The organism is Ruegeria sp. BHSC029 (assembly GCF_059613085.1).
Genome location: NZ_JBXWRU010000004.1, coordinates 68,878 through 92,418, shown reverse-complemented (window position 1 = coordinate 92,418; position 23,541 = coordinate 68,878). Strand labels below are relative to the sequence as shown.

23 protein-coding genes are annotated in these 23,541 nt (G+C 62.8%); 9 read left to right on the top strand and 14 right to left on the bottom strand.

What is annotated here, in order from left to right; genetic code table 11:
* Positions 1–20: 20 nt before the first annotated feature.
* On the bottom strand, positions 21–1,292 hold the full coding sequence (rho, locus tag AC2FML_RS10510; protein WP_170361100.1) for a transcription termination factor Rho: 1,272 nt from the start codon (positions 1,290–1,292) through the stop codon (positions 21–23).
* 135 nt (positions 1,293–1,427) lie between these two features.
* Positions 1,428–1,877: a CopD family protein gene (locus AC2FML_RS10505; protein ID WP_149774104.1), complete on the bottom strand. Its 450-nt coding sequence runs from the start codon at positions 1,875–1,877 to the stop codon at positions 1,428–1,430.
* 403 nt (positions 1,878–2,280) lie between these two features.
* Between AC2FML_RS10505 and AC2FML_RS10500 the strand changes: the two genes are divergently transcribed.
* From AC2FML_RS10500 to dnaQ, 4 genes are read left to right on the top strand one after another with little or no spacing between them, the layout of a single operon-like run.
* Positions 2,281–2,880 carry a Maf family protein gene (locus AC2FML_RS10500; RefSeq protein WP_170370397.1) on the top strand — a complete coding sequence of 200 codons (600 nt, stop codon included), beginning with the start codon at positions 2,281–2,283 and terminating at the stop codon, positions 2,878–2,880.
* Positions 2,877–3,710: a shikimate dehydrogenase gene (locus AC2FML_RS10495; protein ID WP_170433534.1), complete on the top strand. Its 834-nt coding sequence runs from the start codon at positions 2,877–2,879 to the stop codon at positions 3,708–3,710. The genes AC2FML_RS10500 and AC2FML_RS10495 overlap by 4 nt, the downstream gene beginning before the upstream one ends.
* A complete protein-coding gene (coaE, locus tag AC2FML_RS10490; protein ID WP_496783056.1) occupies positions 3,707–4,300 on the top strand; it encodes a dephospho-CoA kinase in 594 nt (197 codons plus the stop codon). The genes AC2FML_RS10495 and coaE overlap by 4 nt, the downstream gene beginning before the upstream one ends.
* Positions 4,293–5,015, top strand: a complete 723-nt coding sequence (gene dnaQ / locus AC2FML_RS10485; RefSeq protein WP_496783055.1) for a DNA polymerase III subunit epsilon — start codon at positions 4,293–4,295, stop codon at positions 5,013–5,015. The genes coaE and dnaQ overlap by 8 nt, the downstream gene beginning before the upstream one ends.
* A gap of 25 nt (positions 5,016–5,040) precedes the next feature.
* Here the strand turns inward: dnaQ and secB are convergent, their stop codons facing one another.
* On the bottom strand, positions 5,041–5,541 hold the full coding sequence (gene secB / locus AC2FML_RS10480; protein ID WP_170342607.1) for a protein-export chaperone SecB: 501 nt from the start codon (positions 5,539–5,541) through the stop codon (positions 5,041–5,043).
* Positions 5,542–5,595: 54 nt separating this feature from the next.
* Positions 5,596–6,090 (bottom strand): FxsA family protein, encoded by a 495-nt coding sequence (locus AC2FML_RS10475; protein ID WP_496783054.1) that lies wholly within the window; start codon positions 6,088–6,090, stop codon positions 5,596–5,598.
* Between the two features lie 108 nt (positions 6,091–6,198).
* On the opposite strand from AC2FML_RS10475, the gene AC2FML_RS10470 reads away from it, so the two are divergent.
* Genes AC2FML_RS10470 through AC2FML_RS10460 form a run of 3 tightly spaced genes read left to right on the top strand, consistent with a single transcriptional unit; the run spans position 6,199 to position 8,482 of the window.
* Complete coding sequence (locus AC2FML_RS10470; RefSeq protein ID WP_170340666.1) at positions 6,199–6,858, top strand: Tim44/TimA family putative adaptor protein; 660 nt, start codon at positions 6,199–6,201, stop codon at positions 6,856–6,858.
* A complete protein-coding gene (gene mltA, locus AC2FML_RS10465; protein ID WP_170447201.1) occupies positions 6,855–7,895 on the top strand; it encodes a murein transglycosylase A in 1,041 nt (346 codons plus the stop codon). The genes AC2FML_RS10470 and mltA overlap by 4 nt, the downstream gene beginning before the upstream one ends.
* The gene (locus tag AC2FML_RS10460) at positions 7,895–8,482 is read left to right on the top strand and encodes a Smr/MutS family protein (RefSeq protein WP_170361086.1); all 588 of its coding nucleotides are present in this window, start codon (positions 7,895–7,897) and stop codon (positions 8,480–8,482) included. The genes mltA and AC2FML_RS10460 overlap by 1 nt, the downstream gene beginning before the upstream one ends.
* Here AC2FML_RS10460 and AC2FML_RS10455 read toward each other — a convergent pair.
* The 3 genes from AC2FML_RS10455 to hslU all read right to left on the bottom strand — a co-directional run bounded on the left by AC2FML_RS10455 (position 8,479) and on the right by hslU (position 12,201).
* Complete coding sequence (locus AC2FML_RS10455; protein ID WP_496783052.1) at positions 8,479–9,624, bottom strand: MFS transporter; 1,146 nt, start codon at positions 9,622–9,624, stop codon at positions 8,479–8,481. The genes AC2FML_RS10460 and AC2FML_RS10455 overlap by 4 nt on opposite strands.
* A 71-nt stretch (positions 9,625–9,695) precedes the next feature.
* On the bottom strand, positions 9,696–10,793 hold the full coding sequence (locus AC2FML_RS10450; protein ID WP_170342596.1) for an alpha/beta hydrolase: 1,098 nt from the start codon (positions 10,791–10,793) through the stop codon (positions 9,696–9,698).
* Positions 10,794–10,893: 100 nt separating this feature from the next.
* Positions 10,894–12,201 carry an ATP-dependent protease ATPase subunit HslU gene (gene hslU / locus AC2FML_RS10445; protein WP_496783050.1) on the bottom strand — a complete coding sequence of 436 codons (1,308 nt, stop codon included), beginning with the start codon at positions 12,199–12,201 and terminating at the stop codon, positions 10,894–10,896.
* A 200-nt stretch (positions 12,202–12,401) separates the two neighbouring features.
* Here hslU and AC2FML_RS10440 point away from each other — a divergent pair, with 200 nt between their 5' ends.
* Entirely contained in the window at positions 12,402–13,643 is a 1,242-nt protein-coding gene (locus AC2FML_RS10440) for an MFS transporter (protein ID WP_170361080.1), read from the top strand.
* Positions 13,644–13,646: 3 nt separating this feature from the next.
* Here the strand turns inward: AC2FML_RS10440 and hslV are convergent, their stop codons facing one another.
* Entirely contained in the window at positions 13,647–14,204 is a 558-nt protein-coding gene (gene hslV, locus AC2FML_RS10435) for an ATP-dependent protease subunit HslV (RefSeq protein ID WP_093963878.1), read from the bottom strand.
* Positions 14,205–14,399: 195 nt separating this feature from the next.
* Between hslV and AC2FML_RS10430 the strand changes: the two genes are divergently transcribed.
* On the top strand, positions 14,400–14,594 hold the full coding sequence (locus tag AC2FML_RS10430; protein WP_496783048.1) for a DUF1127 domain-containing protein: 195 nt from the start codon (positions 14,400–14,402) through the stop codon (positions 14,592–14,594).
* 127 nt (positions 14,595–14,721) lie between these two features.
* Here AC2FML_RS10430 and trxA read toward each other — a convergent pair whose 3' ends face one another.
* Genes trxA through tsaE form a run of 6 tightly spaced genes read right to left on the bottom strand, consistent with a single transcriptional unit; the run spans position 14,722 to position 23,533 of the window.
* Positions 14,722–15,042 carry a thioredoxin gene (trxA, locus tag AC2FML_RS10425; protein ID WP_093963876.1) on the bottom strand — a complete coding sequence of 107 codons (321 nt, stop codon included), beginning with the start codon at positions 15,040–15,042 and terminating at the stop codon, positions 14,722–14,724.
* Between the two features lie 60 nt (positions 15,043–15,102).
* A complete protein-coding gene (gene addA, locus AC2FML_RS10420; RefSeq protein WP_496783046.1) occupies positions 15,103–18,462 on the bottom strand; it encodes a double-strand break repair helicase AddA in 3,360 nt (1,119 codons plus the stop codon).
* On the bottom strand, positions 18,459–21,386 hold the full coding sequence (gene addB, locus AC2FML_RS10415; RefSeq protein ID WP_496783044.1) for a double-strand break repair protein AddB: 2,928 nt from the start codon (positions 21,384–21,386) through the stop codon (positions 18,459–18,461). The genes addA and addB overlap by 4 nt, the downstream gene beginning before the upstream one ends.
* Positions 21,379–22,065 (bottom strand): nucleotidyltransferase family protein, encoded by a 687-nt coding sequence (locus tag AC2FML_RS10410; RefSeq protein ID WP_170391400.1) that lies wholly within the window; start codon positions 22,063–22,065, stop codon positions 21,379–21,381. Before AC2FML_RS10410 ends, addB begins: the two co-directional genes overlap by 8 nt.
* A complete protein-coding gene (locus AC2FML_RS10405) occupies positions 22,062–23,066 on the bottom strand; it encodes an aminoglycoside phosphotransferase family protein (protein ID WP_480636932.1) in 1,005 nt (334 codons plus the stop codon). The genes AC2FML_RS10410 and AC2FML_RS10405 overlap by 4 nt, the downstream gene beginning before the upstream one ends.
* Entirely contained in the window at positions 23,063–23,533 is a 471-nt protein-coding gene (gene tsaE / locus AC2FML_RS10400; RefSeq protein ID WP_170363940.1) for a tRNA (adenosine(37)-N6)-threonylcarbamoyltransferase complex ATPase subunit type 1 TsaE, read from the bottom strand. The genes AC2FML_RS10405 and tsaE overlap by 4 nt, the downstream gene beginning before the upstream one ends.
* Positions 23,534–23,541: the final 8 nt, after the last annotated feature.

Below are 23,541 nucleotides of genomic sequence, written 5' to 3'. Positions count from 1 at the left end.
GCGTCGGTTACAAGACCGTATCAGGTATTCATCGAGTCGAAGAACTCGGAATTGGTCTTGGTCTGTTTCAACTTGGACAACAGGAACTCGATCGCGTCGGTTGTGCCCATCGGGTTGAGGATACGGCGCAGAACGAAGGTTTTGGCCAGATCGCCCTTGTCGACCAGCAGGTCCTCTTTCCGGGTGCCGGACTTGAGGATGTCGATCGCCGGGAACACCCGCTTGTCTGCGATCTTGCGATCCAGAACGATCTCCGAGTTACCGGTACCCTTGAATTCTTCAAAGATCACTTCGTCCATCCGGCTGCCAGTGTCGATCAGCGCGGTGGCGATGATGGTCAGCGAACCGCCCTCTTCGATGTTGCGCGCCGCACCGAAGAACCGCTTGGGCCGCTGCAGCGCGTTGGCGTCCACACCACCGGTCAGAACCTTGCCCGAGGACGGCACCACGGTGTTGAACGCTCTACCAAGTCTTGTGATCGAGTCGAGAAGGATAACAACATCTCGTTTGTGCTCGACCAGGCGCTTGGCTTTTTCGATCACCATCTCCGACACGGCCACATGGCGGGTCGCCGGTTCATCAAAGGTCGAGGATACCACCTCGCCCTTCACCGAACGCTGCATGTCCGTCACCTCTTCAGGGCGTTCGTCGATCAGCAGGACGATCAGGTAGCACTCCGGGTGGTTCCGCTCGATCGAGTGCGCGATGTTCTGCAGGATCACCGTTTTACCGGTCCGCGGCGGCGCCACGATCAGCGACCGCTGGCCCTTGCCGATCGGGGCGACCAGGTCGATCACACGGGCGGATTTGTCCTTGATGGTCGGATCCTCGATCTCCATCTTCAACCGCTCATCCGGATAGAGCGGCGTCAGGTTGTCGAACAGAATCTTGTGCTTGGCCTTTTCCGGGTCTTCGAAGTTGATCTTGGTGACCTTCGTCAGCGCGAAATAGCGCTCATTCTCGTCCGGAGCCTTGATCTCACCCTCGACCGTGTCGCCGGTGCGCAGCGAATACTGGCGGATCATGTCGGGCGAGACATAGATGTCGTCCGGGCCGGGCAGATAGTTCGCCTCGGGCGAGCGCAGAAAGCCGAAGCCGTCCTGCAGCACCTCGAGCACGCCGTCGCCGCCCACGGTCCAACCCTCGTCCGCGCGTTCGCGCAGGATCTGGAACATCATCTCGCCCTTGCGCATGGTCGAGGCGTTTTCGATCTCGAGCTCTTCGGCCATGGCCAGAAGGTCTTTGGGGCTTTTCGCCTTCAGATCGGACAGGTTCAGGGATTCGATTGTCATGATGATACGGACCTTGGCCGCAGAGGTGCGGCACAGCGTTGAATTTCAAACAGGAAGATGCGCCATCCGGACGGATGGGTTGATCTCTACATAAGGCGGGTCGCCGTCCGAGTCAAACCGGTGCGGAAATAGCCCTCAGAACTTCAGAATGACCGCCAGAACAATGATGACCATCAAAACGGTCGGAACCTCGTTCATCATGCGGTACTGGCGCCCTGTGAGCGTATTGCGGCCTTCGACGAAATCCTTGCGCCGGGCCATCAGCCAGTGATGAAACCAGGTCATGCCGATCACCGCTGCGCCCTTGACCCAGGGCCAGGCCCAGTCCCACCCGACGATGCCGGGAGTGAACACCATGATGAGGCCACAGACCCAGGCCACGATCATCGCCGGTCGCATGATCACGCGCAGCAGCTTTTCTTCCATTTCAAAGAAGATCTCAGGCGCGCCGTCGACGGCTTGTGCCTTTTCGACGTGATAGACGAACAGGCGTGGCAGATAGAACAGCCCTGCCATCCACGAGATAACCGCCATGATGTGCAGTGATTTCACCCAAGGGTACAGCGTGAAGAGAAGATCGGTCATCGGGTTTCCCGGCACTGGTCGGACCCTCCCTAATAAAAAAAATAGAAAAGAGAAAGGATGATGGTTTTGTAGGGTGGGCAAAATCCGTGGATTATTGTTTTGTCCGCCAGTTTTCCCCAGGTGGATGAATAAATTCAAAAACTGGGCGATTCTGGTGATTTCAGTTTTTACGTAATAAAAACAATAGATTAAGTTACACACCGAGGATCTGACTTGGGGATAACTCAAGGGACATCTTTTGATGAACAGGAAATCCCAAGATCCCGAGTTATCCTTGTCCCGACCGGACAGTCTTTGGGCGACTCGGGGAAGTTTCAGGCCGAAATCGCGGGCTTGCGTGTCAACTGGAAAACCATACAAACCGTTCAAAACCAATGATCAACTTGCCCACGGGGTTTTCCACATGACTGTCCCCATCGTTCTTGCCTCGGGGTCCGAGATCCGCGCGCAGTTACTGCGGAACGCCGGAGTGCCGTTTTCCGTCCAGGTCGCCCGCGTGGACGAGGATACCGCCAAACGCGCGCTTCTGGCTGAGGGCGCGCCGCCCCGCGACATCGCCGACGCTCTGGCCGAGCTCAAGGCGCGCAAGATCAGTGACAAGACGCCCGGCGCGATGGTTCTGGGCTGTGACCAGGTTCTGGATTTCGACGGACGCCTGCTGTCCAAGCCCGAAACGCCCGAAGAGGCGCTGGCGCAGTTGAAGGCGATGCGCGGCAAGCGTCACATGCTGCTGTCGGCGGCGGTGATCTATCAGAACGGCGAACCGGTCTGGCGCCATGTCGGTCAGGTGCGGTTGCGGATGCGCGCCAGTTCGGATGCCTATCTGAAGGGCTATGTCGCGCGCAACTGGGACAGCATTCGCCATGCGGTCGGGGCCTACAAGCTGGAAGAAGAGGGTGTGCGCCTGTTCAGCAGCATTGACGGCGACTATTTTAACGTCTTGGGTATGCCCCTGCTGGAGCTGCTCAATTTTCTAGCGGTCCGAGGGGTGATCGAACAATGACCGACAAACGCATTCCACTGGCCGGAGTCATCGGACACCCGATTGCCCATTCCCGATCGCCTGCCCTGCATGGCTATTGGCTGAAGACCTATGGTTTGCCGGGCCATTATGTGCCGATGGATGTTGCGCCTGCCGATCTTGAAACGGTCCTGCGCTGCTTGCCCAAGGCCGGGTTCGTGGGGGCCAATGTTACTGTTCCGCACAAAGAGGCCGCGTTGCGCCTGGCCGATCATGTGTCGGACCGCGCCTCGGTGGTCGGGGCGGCGAACACGCTGGTGTTCCGGTCCGATGGCTCGATTCACGCAGACAATACCGACGGGTACGGGTTCATGCAGAACCTGCGCGCGGGCGCGCCGGATTGGGTGCCGCAGGATGGCCCGGCGGTGGTGTTCGGCGCGGGCGGGGCCGCGCGGGCGGTGCTGCAGGCGCTGGCCGAGGCCGGCGTGCCCGAGATCCTGCTGACCAACCGCACGCGGTCGCGCGCCGATCACCTTAAAGAGGAATTTGGCCAGCGCATCACCGTGGTCGATTGGGTCCAGGCCGGAAACGTGATCGAAAACGCCGAACTGGTGGTGAACACCACGTCGCTGGGTATGCAGGGTCAGCCCGAGCTGCGCGTCCCGCTGGACGGGTTGCAGCCGGGAACGGTGGTGACTGATCTGGTCTACACGCCGTTGAAGACCCGCCTTCTGGAACAGGCCGAGGCTGCGGGCTGTACCGTCGTCGATGGGCTGGGCATGTTGCTGCATCAGGCGGTGCCCGGGTTCGAGCGGTGGTTCGGCTTGCGCCCCGAGGTTACGGAAGAAACCCGCGCAGCGGTTCTGGGATGAGCTTTGCGCTGGGTCTGACCGGGTCGATCGGCATGGGCAAAAGCACCACCGCCAACCTGTTCGCGCAGGAAGGTTGCGCCGTTTGGGATGCCGACGCCGCGGTGCATCGGCTGTACGCGGCCGGCGGCGCGGCGGTCGCGCCGATCCGCGCGGCATTTCCCGAGGCCATCGAGAATGGCGCTGTCAACCGTGATGTCCTGAAACGGATCATCGGTGCCGATCCGACCGCGTTGAAACGGATCGAAGTCATCGTGCACCCGCTGGTGGCCCAGGATCGCGAGGCGTTTCGACAGGCGGCCAAGTCGGACATCCTTGTCTTTGACATCCCATTGCTTTTCGAAGCCGGCGGCGACGCGCAGATGGATGCGGTGGCCTGCGTTTCGATCCCCCCGGACGAGCAGAAACGCCGCGTCATGGCGCGGGGCACGATGACCGAGGCGCAGTTCGAGCAGATCCGCGCCAAGCAGATGCCGAATGACGAAAAATGCGCGCGGGCGGATTTCGTGATCGTCACCGACACTCTGGACCATGCCCGCGCACAGGTGCAGGATGTGGTCAGGCAGATCAGGGCAGGACTGACAGATGCGTGAAATCGTACTGGATACGGAAACCACCGGATTCGATCCCGAAAGCGGCGACCGGATCGTCGAGATCGGGGCTATCGAGCTGTGGAACCACGTCGCCACGGGCGAGACCTATCACGTCTACATCAACCCCGAACGCTCGATGCCGGCCGAGGCCTTCGGCGTGCACGGCATCGGCCCTGACCTGCTGGAGCCGCCGCAACCTGCCGAACCGGGCCAGATCACCCTGAAGGACAAACCTGTCTTTGCGAAGGTCGGGCAGGCCTTCCGCGATTTCGTGGGGGATGCACGGCTGGTGATCCACAACGCTTCATTCGACATGAAGTTTCTCAATGCCGAATTGGGATGGATGGGCCTGCCTCCGATCCCGATGGAGCAGGCGCTGGACACGCTGGCGATCGCGCGCAAGCGGTTTCCCGGCTCGCCCGCCTCGCTGGATGCGCTGTGCCGGAGGTTCAACATCGACAACTCGAACCGGGTTCTGCACGGCGCGTTGCTCGACTCGGAAATCCTGGCAGAAGTCTATCTGGAGCTCATCGGCGGACGCCAACCAGATTTTGGCCTGTCTTCGACGTCTGCCGAAAGCTCAACCGGTGGCGACATTTGGCGCCCCGGTCCACGGCCCAACCCACTGCAGCCCCGGATTACCGAGGATGAGCGCGCTGCGCATGATGCATTTGTCGAAAAGCTGGGCGAAAACGCCCTGTGGTCCCGCACCTGACCCGGGTCAGATGCGGGTTGCCTGATCACGCCTCGGTCTTGTCGGACGCCTCGGCCTGACGGCGCATCAACTCGTTGCGGTACAGACCGACGAAATCGATGTTGTCCAGATTGACCGGTGGGTAGCCACCGTCGCGGGTGATGTCGCTGACGATGCGGCGCAGGTAAGGGAACAGCATCCGCGGGCATTCGATCATCAGGAACGGGTGCAACTGATCATTCGGCACGCCTTCCACGTGGAACAGGCCGCAATAATCGATCTCGCAAAGGAACAGGATGTCCTCCAGACCCTTGGCCTTGGACTTGAGGTTCAGCTTGATCGACACCTCATATTGGTGGTCGGCCGAGCGCTTTTTCGCATCCAGGTTCACCTGGACCGAGATCTCGGGCTGCACGTCGCCCGAGACGCCTTTTTGCGCCATCACGTTTTCAAAGGACATGTCCCGGATGAACTGTCCCAGAATGCGCATCTGGATTTGGGGGGCTGCCTGGGGCTCGGTTGTGCCGGCGGCGGTTTCTTCGGTCATGGATCCGCTCCAAAATTTAAATTCGCCACTGCTTACCAAGTTGGGCCGGGCACCTCAATGCTGGTGCGGCCCTTCCACCCATTTCGACGGTTGTGCGGGTTTTGTGCGCACTTCCGAATACTCTCCATCTATGATGTCATCCCCACCGAACGGATCGCGCGCCGCCCCGTATTGCGGGCCGGGGCCCATCTGGAACTGGGTAATCGTGACCCGTGATTTGAGATACCGAAAAACCGCGGCCCGCACCCCGGGAACCAGCAGCGCAAAGCCGATTGCGTCGGTGAAGAACCCGGGCGTCATCAGCAGAACGCCCGACAGCAGGACCATTGCACCATTGGCCAGCGGTTCGGTCGGGTCGTCCAGTTCGGAAAAGGCGCGCTGCAGCTGACCCATCGCCATGCGACCTTGTGTCCGCACCATCGCGGTACCCAGAACGGCGGTCAAAACCACGATCGCCAGCGTCGGCCACAGGCCGATCAGACCGCCGACCTGGATAAAAAGGGCGATTTCGATGATCGGCACCAATAAAAATGCCAAGAACAGATACATATGCGCTATCCTTTCCCATAGGCCGGGCTGTGGACTTGCCACCAACTGTCACCTACATAGTGGCACGAGGCCGCGTGTACAAAGTCTCGGTGCTGAAAAGAGGACGAAATGAATTCACCCCTGATCCAGCTTCTGGTGCTGGCTGGCATAGCCATCTTCCTGATCCTGCGTCTCAGAAGCGTGCTGGGCACGCGCGAAGGCTTTGAAAAACCACCGGTGCCGCAGCAACCCGACACCGGGAAGTCGCGTCGTGATTTCGAAGTGATCGACGGCGGTCCGGATCGTGACATTACCGACCATGTGCCCGAAGACAGCGAATTGGCGCAGACGCTGGCCGCAATGAAGCGAGTCGAGCCCAGCTTTTCGGTCAGCGAGTTTCTGCAGGGCGCCCGTGGCGCCTATGAGCTGATCGTCATGGGGTTCGAGCGGGGCAATCTGGATGAAATCCAGCCCTTCCTGTCCGAGGAAGTTTTCGAAACCTTCGTGTCGGTTGTCGCCGATCGCGAGGACAAGGGCCTGACGATCGAGGCCGAGTTCATCGGTGTGCGTGAGATGGGCCTGGTGGATGCACAATTCGACAAGGATTCAAACCGCGCCGAGATCACTGTGCGGTTCGTCGGCGAGCTGACGTCGGTCGTGCGTGACCGGGGCGGTGACATCATCGAAGGCAGCCCCAACACGATCAAGCGCCAAAAGGACAGCTGGACTTTTGCTCGCGTCATGGGCGCGGATGATCCGAACTGGCTGCTTGTCGCCACGGACGCATGATCGGAACGCTCCGGTCGTTGATGCTGGTGGCGGTTCTGACCGCCGCCAATGCCGCCGGAGCTGAGGCGACGCGATCCATCCTGTCATTTGCTGACCTTGATGGCTGGGCCGAGGATGACCACGGCGCGGCTTTGTCCGTTTTTCTGGACACTTGCGGGGATCTGGACGATCCGGACTGGCGTTCGTTGTGTGCAGCCGCACGGACATACGAGCCCGATGCCGCGCGCGCCTTTTTCGAACTGTTCTTCCGGCCCATCCTGATCGAGGATGAAAAGGCCCCGCTGTTCACCGGATATTTTGAACCGGAATTGAACGGCTCGCGGACGCGGACTGAAACCTACAGATACCCGGTCTACAAGATGCCGCCCGAGGCGCGGGCGGCTGGGCAATGGCTCAGTCGGCGCGAGTTGCTGACCAGTGACGTGATGAAGGGCCGCGGCTTGGAAATCGCCTGGGTCGATGACCCGGTCGAGTTGTTTTTTCTGCAGATTCAAGGCTCGGGGCGCATCCGTTTGCCGGATGGCAGTTCGGTGCGTGTTGGATATGGCGGGGCCAACGGCCACCCCTATCGGTCGGTTGGGGTTGAGCTGGTCCGGCGCGGTATTCTGGGTGCGCATGATGTGAGCGCCCGGATGATCCAGTCCTGGGTGCGCAAGAACCCCGAGATTGGGACCGAGCTGTTGATGCACAACCCGTCCTACGTCTTTTTCCGCGAGGTTTCGCGGGTGGCTGCAGACCGCGGGCCTTTGGGCGCAATGAACCGGTCGATCACCGCAATGCGCAGCATAGCCGTGGACCCGGCCTATACCCCGTTGGGTGCGCCGGTCTGGGTTGAAAAAGACGGCAAGACTCCGCTGCGGCGTTTGATGATCGCACAGGACACCGGCTCGGCAATCAAAGGCGCACAACGGGCCGACATCTTTTTCGGAACCGGGGACGCCGCAGGACAGGCAGCGGGCCAGCTCAAGGATCCCGGCCGCATGATCGTTCTGCTGCCGATCCAACGCGCCTATGCCATGCTGCCGGATGAGTTCTGATGACCCGCCGCAAGCTGACTGAAGACGAGATTGAATTGTGGCACAAGGTGACCCGGCAGACCGAGCGGCTGCACCCGGAGATTCCCCAATCCGTTCACCCATCGACATTGCCGAAGCCCAAGCCGCGAAAAACCCCCAAAGCGCGGATAGACACCTTTGAACTGGGTCAGAATGCACCGACAAATGGACGCGGTCACAGCTTGAAGCCCGCAATCGGCGACAGCCTGCGCGCCGCACCCGTACAGATGGACAGCAAGGCCTTTGCGCGGATGAAACGCGGCAAGCTGAAACCCGAAGGCAAGCTGGATCTGCACGGAATGCGGGTCGACACAGCCCACCCCGCTTTGATCCGGTTCATCCTGTCGGCGCAGGCATCGGGAAAACGACTGGTTCTGGTGGTCACCGGCAAAGGCAAGGACAGGGACGAACCTGGCCCGATCCCGACGCCCCGCGGCGTGCTGCGCAACCAGGTGCCTCAGTGGTTGAATTTGCCGCCCCTGGCCCAAGCGGTTCTTCAGGTCAGTCCGGCCCATATCAGCCATGGCGGTGATGGGGCTTACTACGTGTATCTGAGGCGGATCCGCTAAAGCAGTCGTCGCGCCCTCTGAATACCGATCCAAACTATGCCGCACGTCGCCACGAAGAACCAGGCGACCCACAGGAACTGCGTGCTGAGCGGCACGCCCAGATCGATCAGCCCGCCAGTCAGGCCGGGCCCGACAGCAGACCCCAGCACCATGACGGCCGCAGCCATCGCCTTGATCGCGCCGATGTGACGGGTGCCGTAGAACTCGGCCCAGAACGCGGCGGGCAGCGTGCTGTTGGCGCCGACCGAAATGGCAAGACAGGACAAACCGATAACGGCGCCGGGGATTGTCTGGACAAACGCAAACAGGGCAAACCCGGCAGCCATCGGAAGCTGATAGAACGGCATCATCCGCGCCGTGCCCCATCTGTCCAGCGCCCAGCCCGAGGCGAACATCGCCAAGATCGACACCCCAGTATAGACCGGAAACAACGCAACCAGTTGGATATGGGCCCAGCCCTTGGTCTGCGCCAGATGGACCTGGTGAAAGAAGAACGCGGTAATGAATGCCGAAGGCCCCATGAGCGCCGGCATCATGAACCAGAAAAGCGGGTTCAATAGCGTTTCGCGCCGGGTCCAGTGCCGCCCAAGCATCCCGGTCGCGCTGGTTTCCCGAGCCAGGCTTTGTGGTGTCCGTTCCTGACGCAGCATCCGCATCAACGCCGGTATTCCCAACAACGCGATGGCGGCGGAGAGCGCCCAAAGAAAATGCCAGTCGACAAAGGCCATGGCGGCGACGAACAGCACGGGCAGCAGGGCCTCACCGACGGCAAATCCCAGCGTTGCGATGGAGAGTGCCCTGCCCCGCGTGGCCGTGAACCACCGGGCCATCGCAACCATTGCAATGTGGCTGCACATGCCCTGGCCGAACAGACGCAGCAGAAAGATCACCACGGGCAACAGGATCACCCAGTGATTGACCGCCATCGCCAGCGCGGCACACGCAAGCCCAAGCAGGACAGCCGGACCCAGCACGCGGACACGATAAATATCGGTCAGCCCTCCGGCCCAGATCATGACGATCGCGGAAACAGTCGTGCCCAAGGAATAAAGACCGCCCCATGCGCCGTGGCTGAGGCCGAACTCGGCCCGAATCTGCCCGGCGAAGATCGAAATGAAAAAGGTCTGCCCGAAACTGGACATGAAGGTCAGCAAGACCCCCGCGCCCAACCACGGAGCATTGTCCGCAAGGAAAAGGCGGACCCCTCGCCCTATCACGGGGTGCTGACCCGCACCTGCCCGGTTTCGGTCAGAACAACCTCGGTCGCGCCGGCATCGTTTCGCACGGCCGGCGGCACCAGAAGATCAATGCCGCCCTGATCCCGGCCAAAGGTCCTGCTGACCCGGCCCGCCGCGTTGAGAATCGACAGAAGTGCCGGAGATGTGGCGGCCACGAAATGCGAGGACTCCGCATCCTTGTTGAAAGCCGTGGTGTCGATGATGCTGACCGGGTACTGCGCCAGCTTCTCGGTCGAGCTGATGTTGCCCAGCCGCTCGCCTTTGGCAGTTCCGCGCAGGCGTCCGGACACGTTCAAGATCTTGTCTTTGCGCGAGACCATGATCACGAATGGCTCGGGCGGAGATTTGATCACCGCCATCTGCGACCGGAACACGTCAACGTCGAGATCGGGCGAGATCAGCAATACACCTTCCAGATTGCGCCGCGACCAGCCTGGCTCGCGCAGCTCGGCCTGGCGCATCATCTCCATGGTCAGCGCGCCTCCCATCGAGTGCGCAACGATCAGCACGCGCGGGACGCCCAGGGATTTCAGCGTAGATATGGTTTGTTGCAGCCCGTCGCGGGCAAACAGCATACTGTCCAGATCATAGGCATAGCCCGATCCGGCCCCTCGGCTGGGCCAGGAATAGACCAACGTCTTTCCAGGCAGGCCGATATCGTGAGCCAACTGAGCCGCGCGAAAAACGGTCTCGGTCTGGGTGGCGTTGTAGCCATGAACAAAAATCGTGACTTCCTTGGCGCCGTTCAGCCGCGCTTTCAGATCCTGCTCGGACGGAAATTCGCGCACACCTGCCAAAACGAACTGCCGGCTCGGGTTCGGGTCCGAATAGGAAAACTCAAGCGTCCCCGGTCGGTGGTTCGGCGGGATCGAGACTGTGGTTTCGAGGAATTGCAGGCGGTCAGCGCGACGATACCCGTATGAGCCGTCGGCCTCGCGTGCGCGGGTGGTGGCCGCGAACACGGTCTGCGCCGTTCCGACGTCCAACGCTTCGGGCAAGGTGACCGAGATGGATCGATCAACGCAGCCTCCCAAAACGGAAACCGTGACGAAAATGATCAGATAGCGCAGCACGGATCGATCCCAGACCAACAGTACGTGCTACGCATAGCGTAACCTGCCGACGCGTCCAGATAATTGCGCAGGACCAACCGGCAAAAACCGGCTGATCATGTTACAGAACGTAACGGCTCAGGTCCGTGGATTTGGTCAGCTCACCAAGGTTTTCATCGACAAAGGCCGCGTTGACCACGATTTCCGCACCGGCACGGTCCGGCGCGACAAAGGACAGATCTTCGAAAACGCGCTCCATCACGGTGTACAGGCGCCGGGCGCCGATATTCTCGACGCTCTGGTTTACCTCGGCGGCGATCCGGGCCAGCGCGGCGATCCCGTCCTCGGTAAACCTGACGGTGACGTTTTCGGTGCCCATCAAAGCCGTATACTGGCGGGTCAGCGCGTTGTCCGTCTCGGTCAGGATGCGCACGAAATCCTCTTCGGTCAGCGCACGCAGCTCGACCCGGATCGGCAAGCGGCCCTGAAGTTCGGGCAGCAGGTCCGAGGGCTTGGCGATGTGGAAGGCGCCCGACGCGATGAACAGAATGTGGTCGGTCTTGACCGGGCCATGCTTGGTGGACACGGTCGTGCCTTCGATCAGCGGCAGCAGGTCGCGCTGCACCCCTTCGCGGCTGACATCCCCGCCGCGGGTTTCTGCCCGGGCGCAGACCTTGTCGATCTCGTCCAGAAATACGATGCCATTCTGCTCGACCGATTCCAGCGCCGCGCGGGTGACGGCCTCGTCATCCAGCAACTTGTCGGCCTCTTCCCCGATCAGGATGTCATAGCTTTCGGCCACGGTCATGCGGCGCTTGACGGTGCGCCCGCCGAAAGCTTTGCCGAAAATGTCGCCCAGGTTCATCATGCCCATCTGACCGCCCGGCTGGCCGGGAATGTCGAACATCGGCATCGGGTTGGACGTGTCGGCCAAATCAAGCTCGATCACCGTGTCGTCCAGCTCGCCGGATTTCAGCTTCTTGCGGAACATCTCGCGGGTGCTCTCGCGGGCGTCCGAGCCGGCGATGGCCTCGATCACGCGGTCCTCGGCAGCCTGATGCGCCTTGGCCTTGACCTCTTCGCGCATGTATTCACGGGTCTGGATGATAGCGGCATCGGCCAGATCGCGGATGATCTGTTCAACATCGCGGCCGACATAGCCGACTTCGGTGAATTTGGTCGCTTCGACCTTGATGAAAGGCGCGCGGGCCAGCTTGGCCAAGCGGCGGCTGATCTCGGTTTTGCCCACGCCGGTGGGTCCGATCATCAGGATATTCTTGGGATAGACCTCGTCGCGGATGTCATCCGGCAACTGCTTGCGCCGCCAGCGGTTGCGCAGGGCCACGGCGACAGCGCGCTTGGCGTCCTTCTGCCCGATGATGAAACGATCCAGTTCCGAGACGATCTCGCGCGGGGTCAGGTCGGTCACAGGGCAGTCCTTTCGATGGTCGGCAGTCAGCTGCGGCTTAGGTAAGCACGGGGTCGGCAAAAACAACCGAGACCGCACATTTGGCCGCGTTGGTTAACAATGACCCGGCGCCAATGCAATTCTTTCCTGACCTCCGTGTTGGGAGATTTCGGTGTCCTCTGATAGGGTTGGCGGAATGTGCGCGGGACCCGGAGAGTGAAATGTCCAAGATTGCCAAGATTACCCTGCTGTTCGTGGTGTTCGTGGACTTGATCGGCCAAGGGCTGGTTTTTCCGATCATCAACTCGCTGATCATGGAGACGAAATCGGGCTTTCTGCCGGAAAGCACGCCAATGGGCAGCCGTCACTTCTACTACGGTCTGGTGATCGGGTGTTTCTTCCTGTCCTGGTTTCTGGGCGTCGTCTATGTCTCGAAAGTTTCGGACTCCATCGGGCGCAAGAATGCACTTCTGGTCTGCCTGGGCGGCGCGCTGGCCGGCTATGCGATCACCATTGCGGCGCTGTATCTCAACAGCCTGATCCTGTTGATCGTGGGCCGGTCGATCACCGGGTTCACGGCCGGAAACCAGCCCATTGCGCAGGCGGCCATGATCGACGGCAGCACGGATGCGGCCGATCGTGACCGGAACATGGGTTATATCGTGACAGGGGTCAGCTTTGGCCTGGTCGGCGGCCCGATCATCGGAGCGGTCCTGTCGGATGCGGCGCTGTTGGGCAGCGTTGCCACGCTCAAGACCCCATTCTACGGCGCGTTTGTCCTGGTGCTTATCGCGATCCTGCTGGTGCTGTTCTTTTTCAAGGATACCCGAACCGAACGCGAACCCTTCGTCTTTCGCCCCCGCGATGTGACCGACAGCCTGGTCGCCGTACGTGGCCACCCCATGGTTCTGAAGATCCTGCCCGTCTACGCGTTCTTCATGATCGCGAACGTCACCTTCTACGTGTTTGTGGACAATTTCTTGACCAGCGCTTTTGGTTACGGCGTGATCGGCGGCAGCATGGCCATGGTCGTCATTGGTGTGGCGCTGGCCTTCTCAAGTACGTTTCTCGTGAAACCCGCGCAGGAACGGTTCAGCAAGCACAACATCATATATGTTTCGCTGATCGTCATGGTGATCTGCGGCTTTGCCTTTGCCTTCAGCCCCAGCGGCGTGCTCAGCTACGTGCCGGTGTTCCTGTTCTATTTCCTGTTCGGCGTGGCCTACCCGACCCTTCTGGGCCTGTTTTCCTCGTCGGTCAGCGAGGCGGATCAGGGCTGGGTCATGGGCGTAACCACGGCCGTGTTCTGCCTGGCGGGTGGAATCATGTCGCTGATCGGCGGCGGGTTGATGAGCATCGATATCCGCCTGCCCTATTACATCGTGATCGCCTCGGCCATTCTGGGGCTGATCGGGATGCACCGCCGGTGGAAGGGCAAGGAGATTTCGGCCCTGCTGGCCTGACCCCTAGCCCGAAATGCTCTCAACCGTCAGGTTGCCGTTGGTGTAGACGCAGATGTCGGCGGCAATTGCCATGGCCTCGCGGGCAACCTCCTCGGCCGACTTGTCGCTGTCCATCATCGCCCGCGCAGCTGCCAGGGCAAAGTTGCCACCCGACCCGATCGCCGCCACGTCATGTTCCGGCTCGAGCACGTCCCCGGCCCCGGTGATCACGAATAGATCTCGGCCGTCGGTGACGATCAGCATCGCCTCAAGCTTTTGCAGGTACTTGTCGGTGCGCCAGTCCTTGGCCAGTTCGACCGAGGCGCGGGCCAGTTGACCGGGCGTGGCCTCCAGCTTGGCTTCCAGCCGTTCCAGCAGTGTGAAGGCGTCGGCGGTCGAGCCGGCGAACCCGGCGACGATCTCGAAGCCGCCGGGCGACAGGCGCCGCACCTTGCGGGCGGTGCCCTTGATCACGGTCTGGCCCAGGCTGACCTGCCCGTCACCCGCGATGACGATCTGGCCGCCTTTCTTGACGCCGATGATCGTGGTGCCGTGCCAACCGGGAAAGTCGTTCTCCGCCATTCAAGCCTCCGTATCCGTTGATGCCCTATATGGGCCGGAGGCGCGATCCGCGCAACCCGTTCTCAAACTGCCCAAAAGATATGCAATCCGTGCATCACGGGGTTGTCGGACCAGCAATTGTGAGTCGCCTGTCGCAAGACTAGATGAGGCTTACAACCGACACAGGGTCGGCTGTTTCAAAAAAGGAATGCGCAAATGGCAACCACCGCAAACATCCATGCGCCGCTCGGAGCAGCTACCATCCTGCGAGTAGTGGACAGCATCTCGCACGCGTTCGAAGCTGTCGCCGAATGGAACACCGCCCGCAAGACCCGCAAGCTGCTGTCGCAACTGAGCGATGCCCAGCTGGAAGATATCGGTCTGGTCCGCGAAGATATCGCAAAGATCTGAATTCAGACCGAATTCGACTAAAGACGAATGGCCGCTTGGATTTCCGGGCGGCTTTTTCTTTTTGCGCAGACCATGCACAAAAAAAGGCGCCCCATGAGGGGCGCCTTTTTTTGAGTTCCGTTCGGTATCAGATGGATTCGTCGATCCAGCTTTGCAGGGCGGCCTTCGGGGCAGCGCCTGCGCGGTTCGAAACCACCTGACCGTCCTTGAAGATGAACAGCGCGGGAATTCCGCGTACGCCCATGGCTGCGGCCGAGTTGGGGTTGCTGTCCACGTCGACCTTGGCGATCTTGACCTTGCCGCCATATTCGGCCGCCAGCTCTTCCAGAGCGGGGCCGATCTGCTTGCAGGGTCCGCACCACTCGGCCCAGAAATCCACCACGACGGGGACGTCCGAGTTCTTGACTTCGGCGTCAAAGGTTTCGTCGGTTACGGCTACGGTCGACATATTCTGTCTCCTGAATGACATGCGGTTGGGAGTCGAACGTAGGTGCGCCAATTGGGGAGGTCAAGATATCTGGGCCCGCACCAGCGCATCTGTCACAAGATCGTGTGGCAGCCACATCAGGCGCGCCGTCCGCGTCCACAAAATCGCGGTGCGGATCTCGCGGCCGGTATAGATCAGCGACAGCGCGGCGGCATAGGCGCCCATCTGGCGCAGCAGGCCCTCGGGGCAGGTTTCGGCCCGATCGGGAACCGTGGCGTTTGATTTGAAATCAATGACTTGCACCACGTCATCCGTCACGATCAACCGGTCGATCACCCCGTGGATCCGGCGACCGTCCAGAGTGGCCGAGACCGGCACCTCGGCCAGCGCGTCTGGGGCAAAGACGGGGGTCAGGTCCGGTGCGATCAGCACGCCCGCCGCCTCGGCCAGAAGGTCGCGGCGGTCACCGTCCTGCATATCGGGCAGAAGCCGGGCGCAGAGCTGATCCCACCGGTCGCGCGGCGCCTGGGCCAAATGTTCGAGCAGCAGGTGCAGGCGGGTGCCGCGCAGCTTGGCGGCCTCTTCCTCAAGTCCGGTCTCGCCCGGCAGGGCCTTGGCCCCGCCCAGATCGGACGGGCTGAGCGTCTCGGCATCGGGCGTCGGCTCGGGCGCGGGCCGGTGGAACAGGTCCGGCAGGGTATCCTGCACCGGTTCCGGGGTCGGGCGATGGTCCAGTGGCAGACCCTCCCAATCGCCATGCGCCAGACGGCGGATGCCGGTGCCGGGGATCTCGGTGGCCCCTGCCCGGTCCATCGCCTCTTCGACCAGTTGGTACCAGCTGGACCCGTCCCGACCCAGATCGCCGGCAGCCGCCACGATCAGCCATTTCTCGGCCCGGGTCAGCGCGACGTACAGCAAACGCAGCCGCTCGTTCTCCTCGCGTTGGCGCGCGTCTTCGCGGGCACGGGTGACAAGGCTGGGCGACAGGTCGGCGGGCACCTTCCACAGAGGTGTGCCGTCGGCGACCATGATCTCGGCATCGCGGGGCGGCTGCCGCTTGCCGGTGTCCGGCAGGATCACGATCGGCGCCTCCAGCCCTTTCGAGCCATGCACCGTCATCACCCGGATCATGTTACCCACGCCGGTCATCTGGCGCTTGATCTCAAGGTCGTCGGTCTGCATCCAGACCAGGAAACCGGTCAGGCTGGGAATGTCCGACCGCTCATAGGCCAGCGCCTGCGACAGTAGCGCGTTGATGCCGTCCTCGGCCTCGGCACCCAGACGGCCCAACAATTTGCGACGGCCGTCATGGCGGGTCAGCACCCGTTCGATCAGGTCATAGGGGCGCAGAAAGTCCACCTGCCCGCGCAGATCGTTCAACACAGCCAGCGTTTCGGCAAAATCCCCGGTGCGTTGGCGCAGCGCCGCCCACAGGTACCTTTCCTGCCGGCGATGAGCGAGGTCGAACAGCATCTGCTCGGACCAGCCGAACAGCGGCGATTTCAGCACCGTGGCCAGCGACAGGTCATCCTCGGGCGTGGCCAAAAAGCTCAGCAGCGCGGCCAGATCCTTGACCGCCAGTTCCGCGCCCACCTTCAGCCGGTCGGCCCCTGCGATCGGCAGACCCTGGGCCTTGCAGGCGCGGATGATTTCGGCGAACAGGTCCGAGCGGCGCTGCACCAGGATCAGGAAATCCCCCGGCCGCACCTTGCGACGCATGAATGTGCCGCGCGTGGGGCTGTCTTCGGGGATGGTTTCGCCGGCGTCGATCATGGCCTTGATGCGCGCGGCGATCTGGTTGGCCAGGATCACCGTGTGATGTTGCGCCGCGGGCCGATCGACCGGATCGGTCCAGTCGCCCTCGTCCGCGTCCTCGACCTTTTCCACCACCGGCCACAGATCGACCCGGCCCGGCAGATCGGCTTTGAAGGCGCGGTGCTGCGACTCTTTCTGAAACCCTGCCTCGGCGCGGTTTTCGAACAGAATATCGACCAGCGACAGGATGGAGCTGGAGGAACGGAACGAGTATTCCAGCGTCCAATCCCACAGTTTAGAGCCTGATTCCTGCAGTTTTCGCCCGAATTCGGCCTGCATCCGGTCAAAGGCCTGCGGGTCGGCCCCCTGGAAGGAATAGATCGACTGTTTCTTGTCGCCGACCACGAAGATCGTGCGCTCGACCCCTGATCGTGCGCCTTCGCCGCTGGTGAATTCCTGCGCCAGTTTCTCGACCACATCCCATTGATCGGGGCTGGTGTCCTGCGCCTCGTCCACCAGGATGTGGTCGATGCCGCCATCCAGCCGGTACAGAACCCAAGCGGCCACCGCCGGATCGTTCAGCAGCAGGCGCGCGCGCAGGATCAGGTCGTCGAAATCCAGCCAGCCGTGCAATTGCTTGCGACGCTCATATTCCGGCAGGAATGCCGCCGCGAAGCGGTGCAGAACCATGGACTTGCGCGCAGCTGCCAGCGCCAGTCGTCCTTCCCGCGCGGCCTCGACCCGCCGCATCAGTGCCTCGAGCGGATCCATCTGCCCCGCCAGAACCCCCTCGCGCAGCGCCTTGGTGGGAAAGTTGCCGATCTTGGCGGTAAAGGGCTCTTTGGCGGATTTTCCGGTCAGGAACACGTCTTCCAGCTCCGGCAACTGACCCAAGGCGGGTTCGGTGAAGCCCGACAGTTTCTCGGCCGCCTTGGCGTCGGTCTTGCCGCCGCCCGCCAGCGCCGGAAGTATCGACCGGATCAGCTCGACCTCGCCGCCCAGAAACACCTGCGCCAGCAGCGCGTCCTCGTCGAACCCCTCGGGCAGGCCAAAACGGGCCAGCAAGTCGGGCCATTGCAGCGCGGGCGTGAACAGGGTGCGCTTCTGGGTGATTGCGGCGGTCAGCTTGTCAAAGCCGGTATCGGTGATGTGGCGGGCCACGTCCTCGATCAGGCTGGCCTGGGGGCCTTCGGCGAAATCCTCGACGATTTCCTCGCGCAGCAGGGCCGCGGCGCGGTCTTCCATCTCGGAAAACTGCGGGCTGACCCCGGCCTCGAGCGGGAACCGCCGCAGCAGCGAGGCGCAGAACGAGTGGATCGTCTGGATCTTCAACCCGCCCGGCGTTTCGATGGCGCGCGCGAACAGGGTGCGGGCCCGGGCCAGGCGGTCGGGGTCGATCACCCCTTCGACGCCCAGTTCGGTCAGTTGCCGCAGCAACGCCGCGTCGTCCAGCATCGCCCACTCGCCCAGCCGCTTGAACAGGCGGTTCTGCATCTCGCTGGCGGCGGCCTTGGTGTAGGTCAGGCACAGGATGTGCTGCGGCTGTACGCCGTCCAGAAGCAGCCGCGCCACGCGGTCGGTCAGAACCCGCGTCTTGCCCGAGCCCGCATTGGCCGCCAGCCAGGTCGACGCATCGGGCCGCGCCGCCTGAACCTGCCGTTCGGTCGCATCGTCGCGCGGGGTCATGTCAGATCCTCGGGCTTGGTTTCGGCGGTGCGGTCCCATTCGCCGAACCGCGCCAGGTGGTCATAGTCGCCCACGTCGCTGTCCTTGTGCATCATCCGGCGCGACGAAAACCCCTGATCAGGCTCTAAGTAGGCAGAAATCAGTTCTTTCAGCTCGGCCAGAACCTTGTCGGGCGGCTCTTTGTCCAGGGGTGCCGGGACCTCCTTGTAGGTGCCGCCCATGCCGATGAACACGGCGCTGGCCACGGCCATCGGGTCAAATCCGTCAATCCCGCCCTGCTCGGCCATCGCGGCCTCGATCAGCAATTGCTTGTCGAATTTGGCCTGCTGCGACTCCGAGGGTGGCGTGCCGGTCTTGTAGTCGATGATGGTCAGCGCGCCGCGGCTGTTGCGGTCGATCCGGTCGGCGCGGCCATTCAGGGCGAACCCAAGCGGTTCCAGCGTCAGGCGCATCTTGGCCTCGAAGGCGATCGGACCGCCGTCGCTGCGGCGGCTGATCTCGGCGCGCAGAAAGTCGTCGGCGATCCGCTCGAGCCGCGCCAGCCACAGTTTCCGGGCGGTGGGCCAGGCGACATGCTGATCCAGCAGCGCCTCGGCCCGTTTCAGGAAGTTGTCGCGGGTCAGCAGCGCACCGTCCAGCACGCTGTCCTTGACGAAATGTTCCAGGATCTCGTGGATCACGATGCCGCGCAGCAGGGCGTCGGGCGCCTGTACCAGTGGGTCCAGCGGTTTCAGGCGCAGGACGTGCTTGGCATAGATCGCATAAGGGTCGCGGATCAGCCGCTTGATCTCGGTAACCGAAAGGCGGCGCGGGCGCGCGGCCACCGGCGGGCGCGGTGAAGGACGCGGTGCGGCGGCGATCCGGGGCGCCTGTTCCAGCATCTCGGACCAGCGCAGCCATGTCTTGCCCCGGTCGCGCATCTGTTCCAGCGCCGCGCGGCCGCCCTGATCCGGCAGGCCCTGCAACAGGTTGGTCAACCGGTTCAGCCAGCGTGACGGCACGGTTTCGGCATCATCCGAGCGGACCGCGCGGGTCAGCCAGACCTCGGTCGCGCCGATGGCCTGCTGGAAATCATGCGCCGACAGGCCGATTCGCCGTTCCGGCAGCAACAGGCCGGCACGGTCGCGCATCTGGCGGTTCAGCCAGGGGTCTGGCGCGGGAGCCTCGGGCCAGCTGCCTTCGTTCAACCCGCCCAGGATCAGCAGGTCGGCACCCTGAACGCGCGCTTCGAGCGTGCCCCAGATCATGATCCGCGGGTGGGGGGCGTCGCGGTCGCGGACCTCTTGCCCGGCCAGCAGCGCGCCCAGCAGATCGGCGAAATCCAGCGCCGTCATCTCGCCGCCGTGCTCGGCCTCGTCTGCAAGTCCCGAGATCACCGCCAGCGCCGCTTGGCCCGCGTTCTTGTCCCACAACTCGCCCGCGCCGTCGGTTCCGGCACCGGCAATCGCTTCGGCCAGATCGCGCAGGTGCTGCACCCAGTCGGTGAGGGGCAGGGTGCCGCTGATCTGCTGGGCGCAGAAATTGCGGATCAGCCACTGGGCCCACGCGTCGGGCACGTCATTTTCGGCGGCAAAGCCGGTCAGGCTGGCGCTGTCGGGGAAGGGCGGCCCATTGCGGCGCAGGTGCAGTTCCAGATCGCGGCTGTGCAACAGATGCGCGCCGCGGTCGCCGGCGCTGTGACACAAAGGGTGTTTCAGCAGGGTCAGCAGTGCCTCGGCATCCAGACGGCGCGCGAACAGCCCGGCCACATGGCGCAGGAACCGGCCCGGTGGCGACAGTTGCAGCGGTAGGCCGGCGCTGTCATCGGGCAGGATGTCCCAGCGGTCCAGCGCGGCGCTGACCTGGCGGGTCAGCATCCGGTCGGGCGTGATCAGGGCGGCGGTCTGTCCGGTCTCGGCCGCCTGCCGCAGGCGCAGGGCGATGGCCAGCGCCTCGGCCCGCGGCGATTGCGCCTCGACCAAGGTGATGTTGCGAGTCGCGGCATCCAGATCGCGCAGCTGCGGGCCTTCGCTCATCCAGGCATCGGTGATCGGGGCAGGGCGCAATGCCAATGAAACCAAACGGTTGCGCGCGGGCGAGGGGGGCTGGTCCGGGGTCCAGGATGCGATCTGATCCGGCCCTATCCCCAGTTCGGTCATCAGCTTGCGGAACCGGTATTGCGGGTGATCCTCCGAGGTCATTGCCGAATCCAACCGTTCCCAGACGTGGGCGGGCTGGTCGAAATCGTACCCCGGCAGGATCAGCGCCCCCTGCGGCAGCCGCGCCACCGCCTGCATCAGCATCAGCGTGGTCCCGCGCGAGCCGGTGGACCCGGCCAGGATCACGGGGTGTTGCGGCGGCGCGTCCTGCCAGCGGGCGATCAGGTTCTCGACCACGCGGTGTTGGCGGGCCTGCACGTCCAGACTGCCATCCTCGGTCTTCAGGAACTGGTCGGCGATGCCGATGAAGGCCTGCGTCCGTGCCCAATGGCCCGACAGGTCAGTCACGTCCAGTTGCCGGATCGCCTCGGGCGGGACGCCTTCGCCCTGCATCTCTTCGATCAGGGCAGCGAGGCTGTCGGAAAGGTCAAACAGCGACGACCGCGCGGCCAGGTCCGGTTGCTGGTCCAGCAGTCGCGCCACCAGCTGCGTCAGTTCCAGCCGGCGACGCAAGGGCGGTACGGCGGGCGGCACCTGATCCAGATCGACGCTTTCGCCCAGATCGGTGACCAGCGAAATGCGGGGCAAGAGGCAGGGCGGACCCTGATCGAACAGCTCGCGCACGCGGCGGGCCATGCGGCGGGTGTTCAGCACCAGTTGCACGCGGGCCAGTGCCTCGGGCGGGTGGCCGTCGCAGCGCGCCCGCAGCCCACGCACCAGTGCCTGCGGAAAATCCGCACCGGGCGGCACCGCGAAGACCCGGGGGGTGGCGCTGGGGTCAAACATCGGCCAGCATCTCCTCGGCCAGGGCGATGCCTTCGGGCCGGCCCACATCGCACCAGCGCCCGGGATACTGCAGACCGTACAGCCGGCCATCGCGGTGCATCCTGTCCCACAAGATATTGAGCGAGAACGCTTTTTCCGGAATGTCCGCCAGACCGTCGGTCTTCAGGATCTGAATGCCGCCATAGACGTGACCCGGCCCGCGTTCAAGCCGGCCTTGGGGGTCGATCCTGAAATCTCCGAGGCCTGCATGTCCGATCGTCTGTGCGATCGGCACGCAGATCAACAGAGCGTCCATCCGCGCCGGATCCCAAGCCGCCTTCAGCAACTCCAAAGGGTTGGGCCCGGACCAGATCGCATCGGTGTTCATCGTGAAAACCGGCCCCGGACCCAGCAGCGGCAGGGCCGCGCGCAATCCACCGCCGGTTTCCAAGATGTCCGGCTGTTCGTGTGAAAGCAGGACACCACGTGGCGCCAAATGATCTGTCAGCTGATCAGCCAGGTAATGCAGGTTCGCGACCACCCGGCGCGGCCTTAGCGCATCCGTCAGGTCCAGCGCATGGTCGATCAGCGGCCGTCCGGCCACTGGGATCAGCGGCTTGGGTCGGGTGCGGGTCAACGCGCCCATGCGGGTGCCGAAACCGGCGGCAAACAGCATGATGGCCTCGGGTGTATCGGTCATCCGGCCCTCAGCCTTGCAAGGTTTTCGGGCGTTGGGGATGGCAGCGCCTGCCGAACCAGATCCGCGACCGAGACCAGCGCCGGATGCTCGAGATCGCGCATCAGATGAGCCCAGGCCGCCGGGATAAGATCCACGTAGTGCGGTTTGCCATAGTCGGTGGCAAGGCGGGCAAATCCCCCCAGTATCCGCAGGTTGCGTTGGGCGCCGAGGACACTGTACGCCGTGCGGAAATCGTGGTCATCCACACCTGTTGCCGTGATGTAGCGGTTGACCATGCTCATTTCGATTGCGGCGGGCACAGTGCGGCGGACATCCTGCAGCAACGACATCAGGTCATAGGCGGGATGGCACAGCATTGCGCTTTGAAAATCCAGCAGACCGACCCGGCAGACCCCGTCGCGCTCAGGCAGCCAGATCAGGTTCTCGGCATGGTAGTCCCTTAGGGTCACCACCCGCGTGCCCGAGGTTTCCTGCAGCAATATGTCGGCGAACCGATGCTGAAAACGATCATGGGCGTCTTGGTCATAGGCGCCTTGTATCCCTTGGGCATATTTGGTGAAGGCAAGAGCCGACAATTCCGCCATGAGGGACGGGTCATAGCTGTCCAATGAGGGCAGGGGCCCAGAGTGCAGATGGATCAGCACGTCGGTTGCGGCCTCGTACAATTCACGCTCGACCTCCGGCTGCTTCTCGATCAGGCGGGCAAACAGGTCGTCGCCGAAATCCTCCAGCAGGAGGAACCCGTTCTCGGCGTCCTCGGCAAGAATCTCGGGCGCGCTCAGACCGACGGACCGCAGGTATTCTGCCACCCTGACAAACGGTTCCACGTCTTCCCCCTTGTCCGGGGGCGCGTCCATCAAAACGGCGGTCCGCCCGGTATCCGGGTCGGTCAGGCGTTCATACCGGCGGTTCGAGGCGTCTCCAGCCAGCGGCGCGCGAGAGGCTTTGGCCCAAGGGGTCCGTGCGACCAGCGCCTCGGCCAGAACTGCGCGGTTGGTCATGCGATCCTCTTCAGTTTTTCGGTCCACTTGGGGTCGGACCACGTCAGTGTCAGGTGTCGGGTTTCTTCGGCAGCGGGGTCGGCATGAAACTGCACCAACAGGGCCGAGGCCGGTTGTAGCGGACCCAGCTTGTCAGGCCATTCCACAAGGCAGATCGCCGTATCAAAGGCCCCGGTCAGGCCCAATTCCTCGATCTCATCCACCGAGGTAAGCCGGTACAGATCGGAGTGCCAGATTTCGCCGGCTTCACCCTCGTAAACCTGAACCAGCGTGAATGTGGGCGATGGCACATCTTCGGGCACAGGCAGGGCCGATTGGATCAGATTGCGTGCAAAATGGGTTTTGCCACTGCCGATTGGGCCGTCCAGCAAAATAACGTCGCCGGGCGCCAAATGGGCGGACAGGCGGCTGGCCAGATCGGCGGTTTCTTCCGGTGATGTCAGAGTGATCGAAGCGGGCGAATTCATGGCGCCAC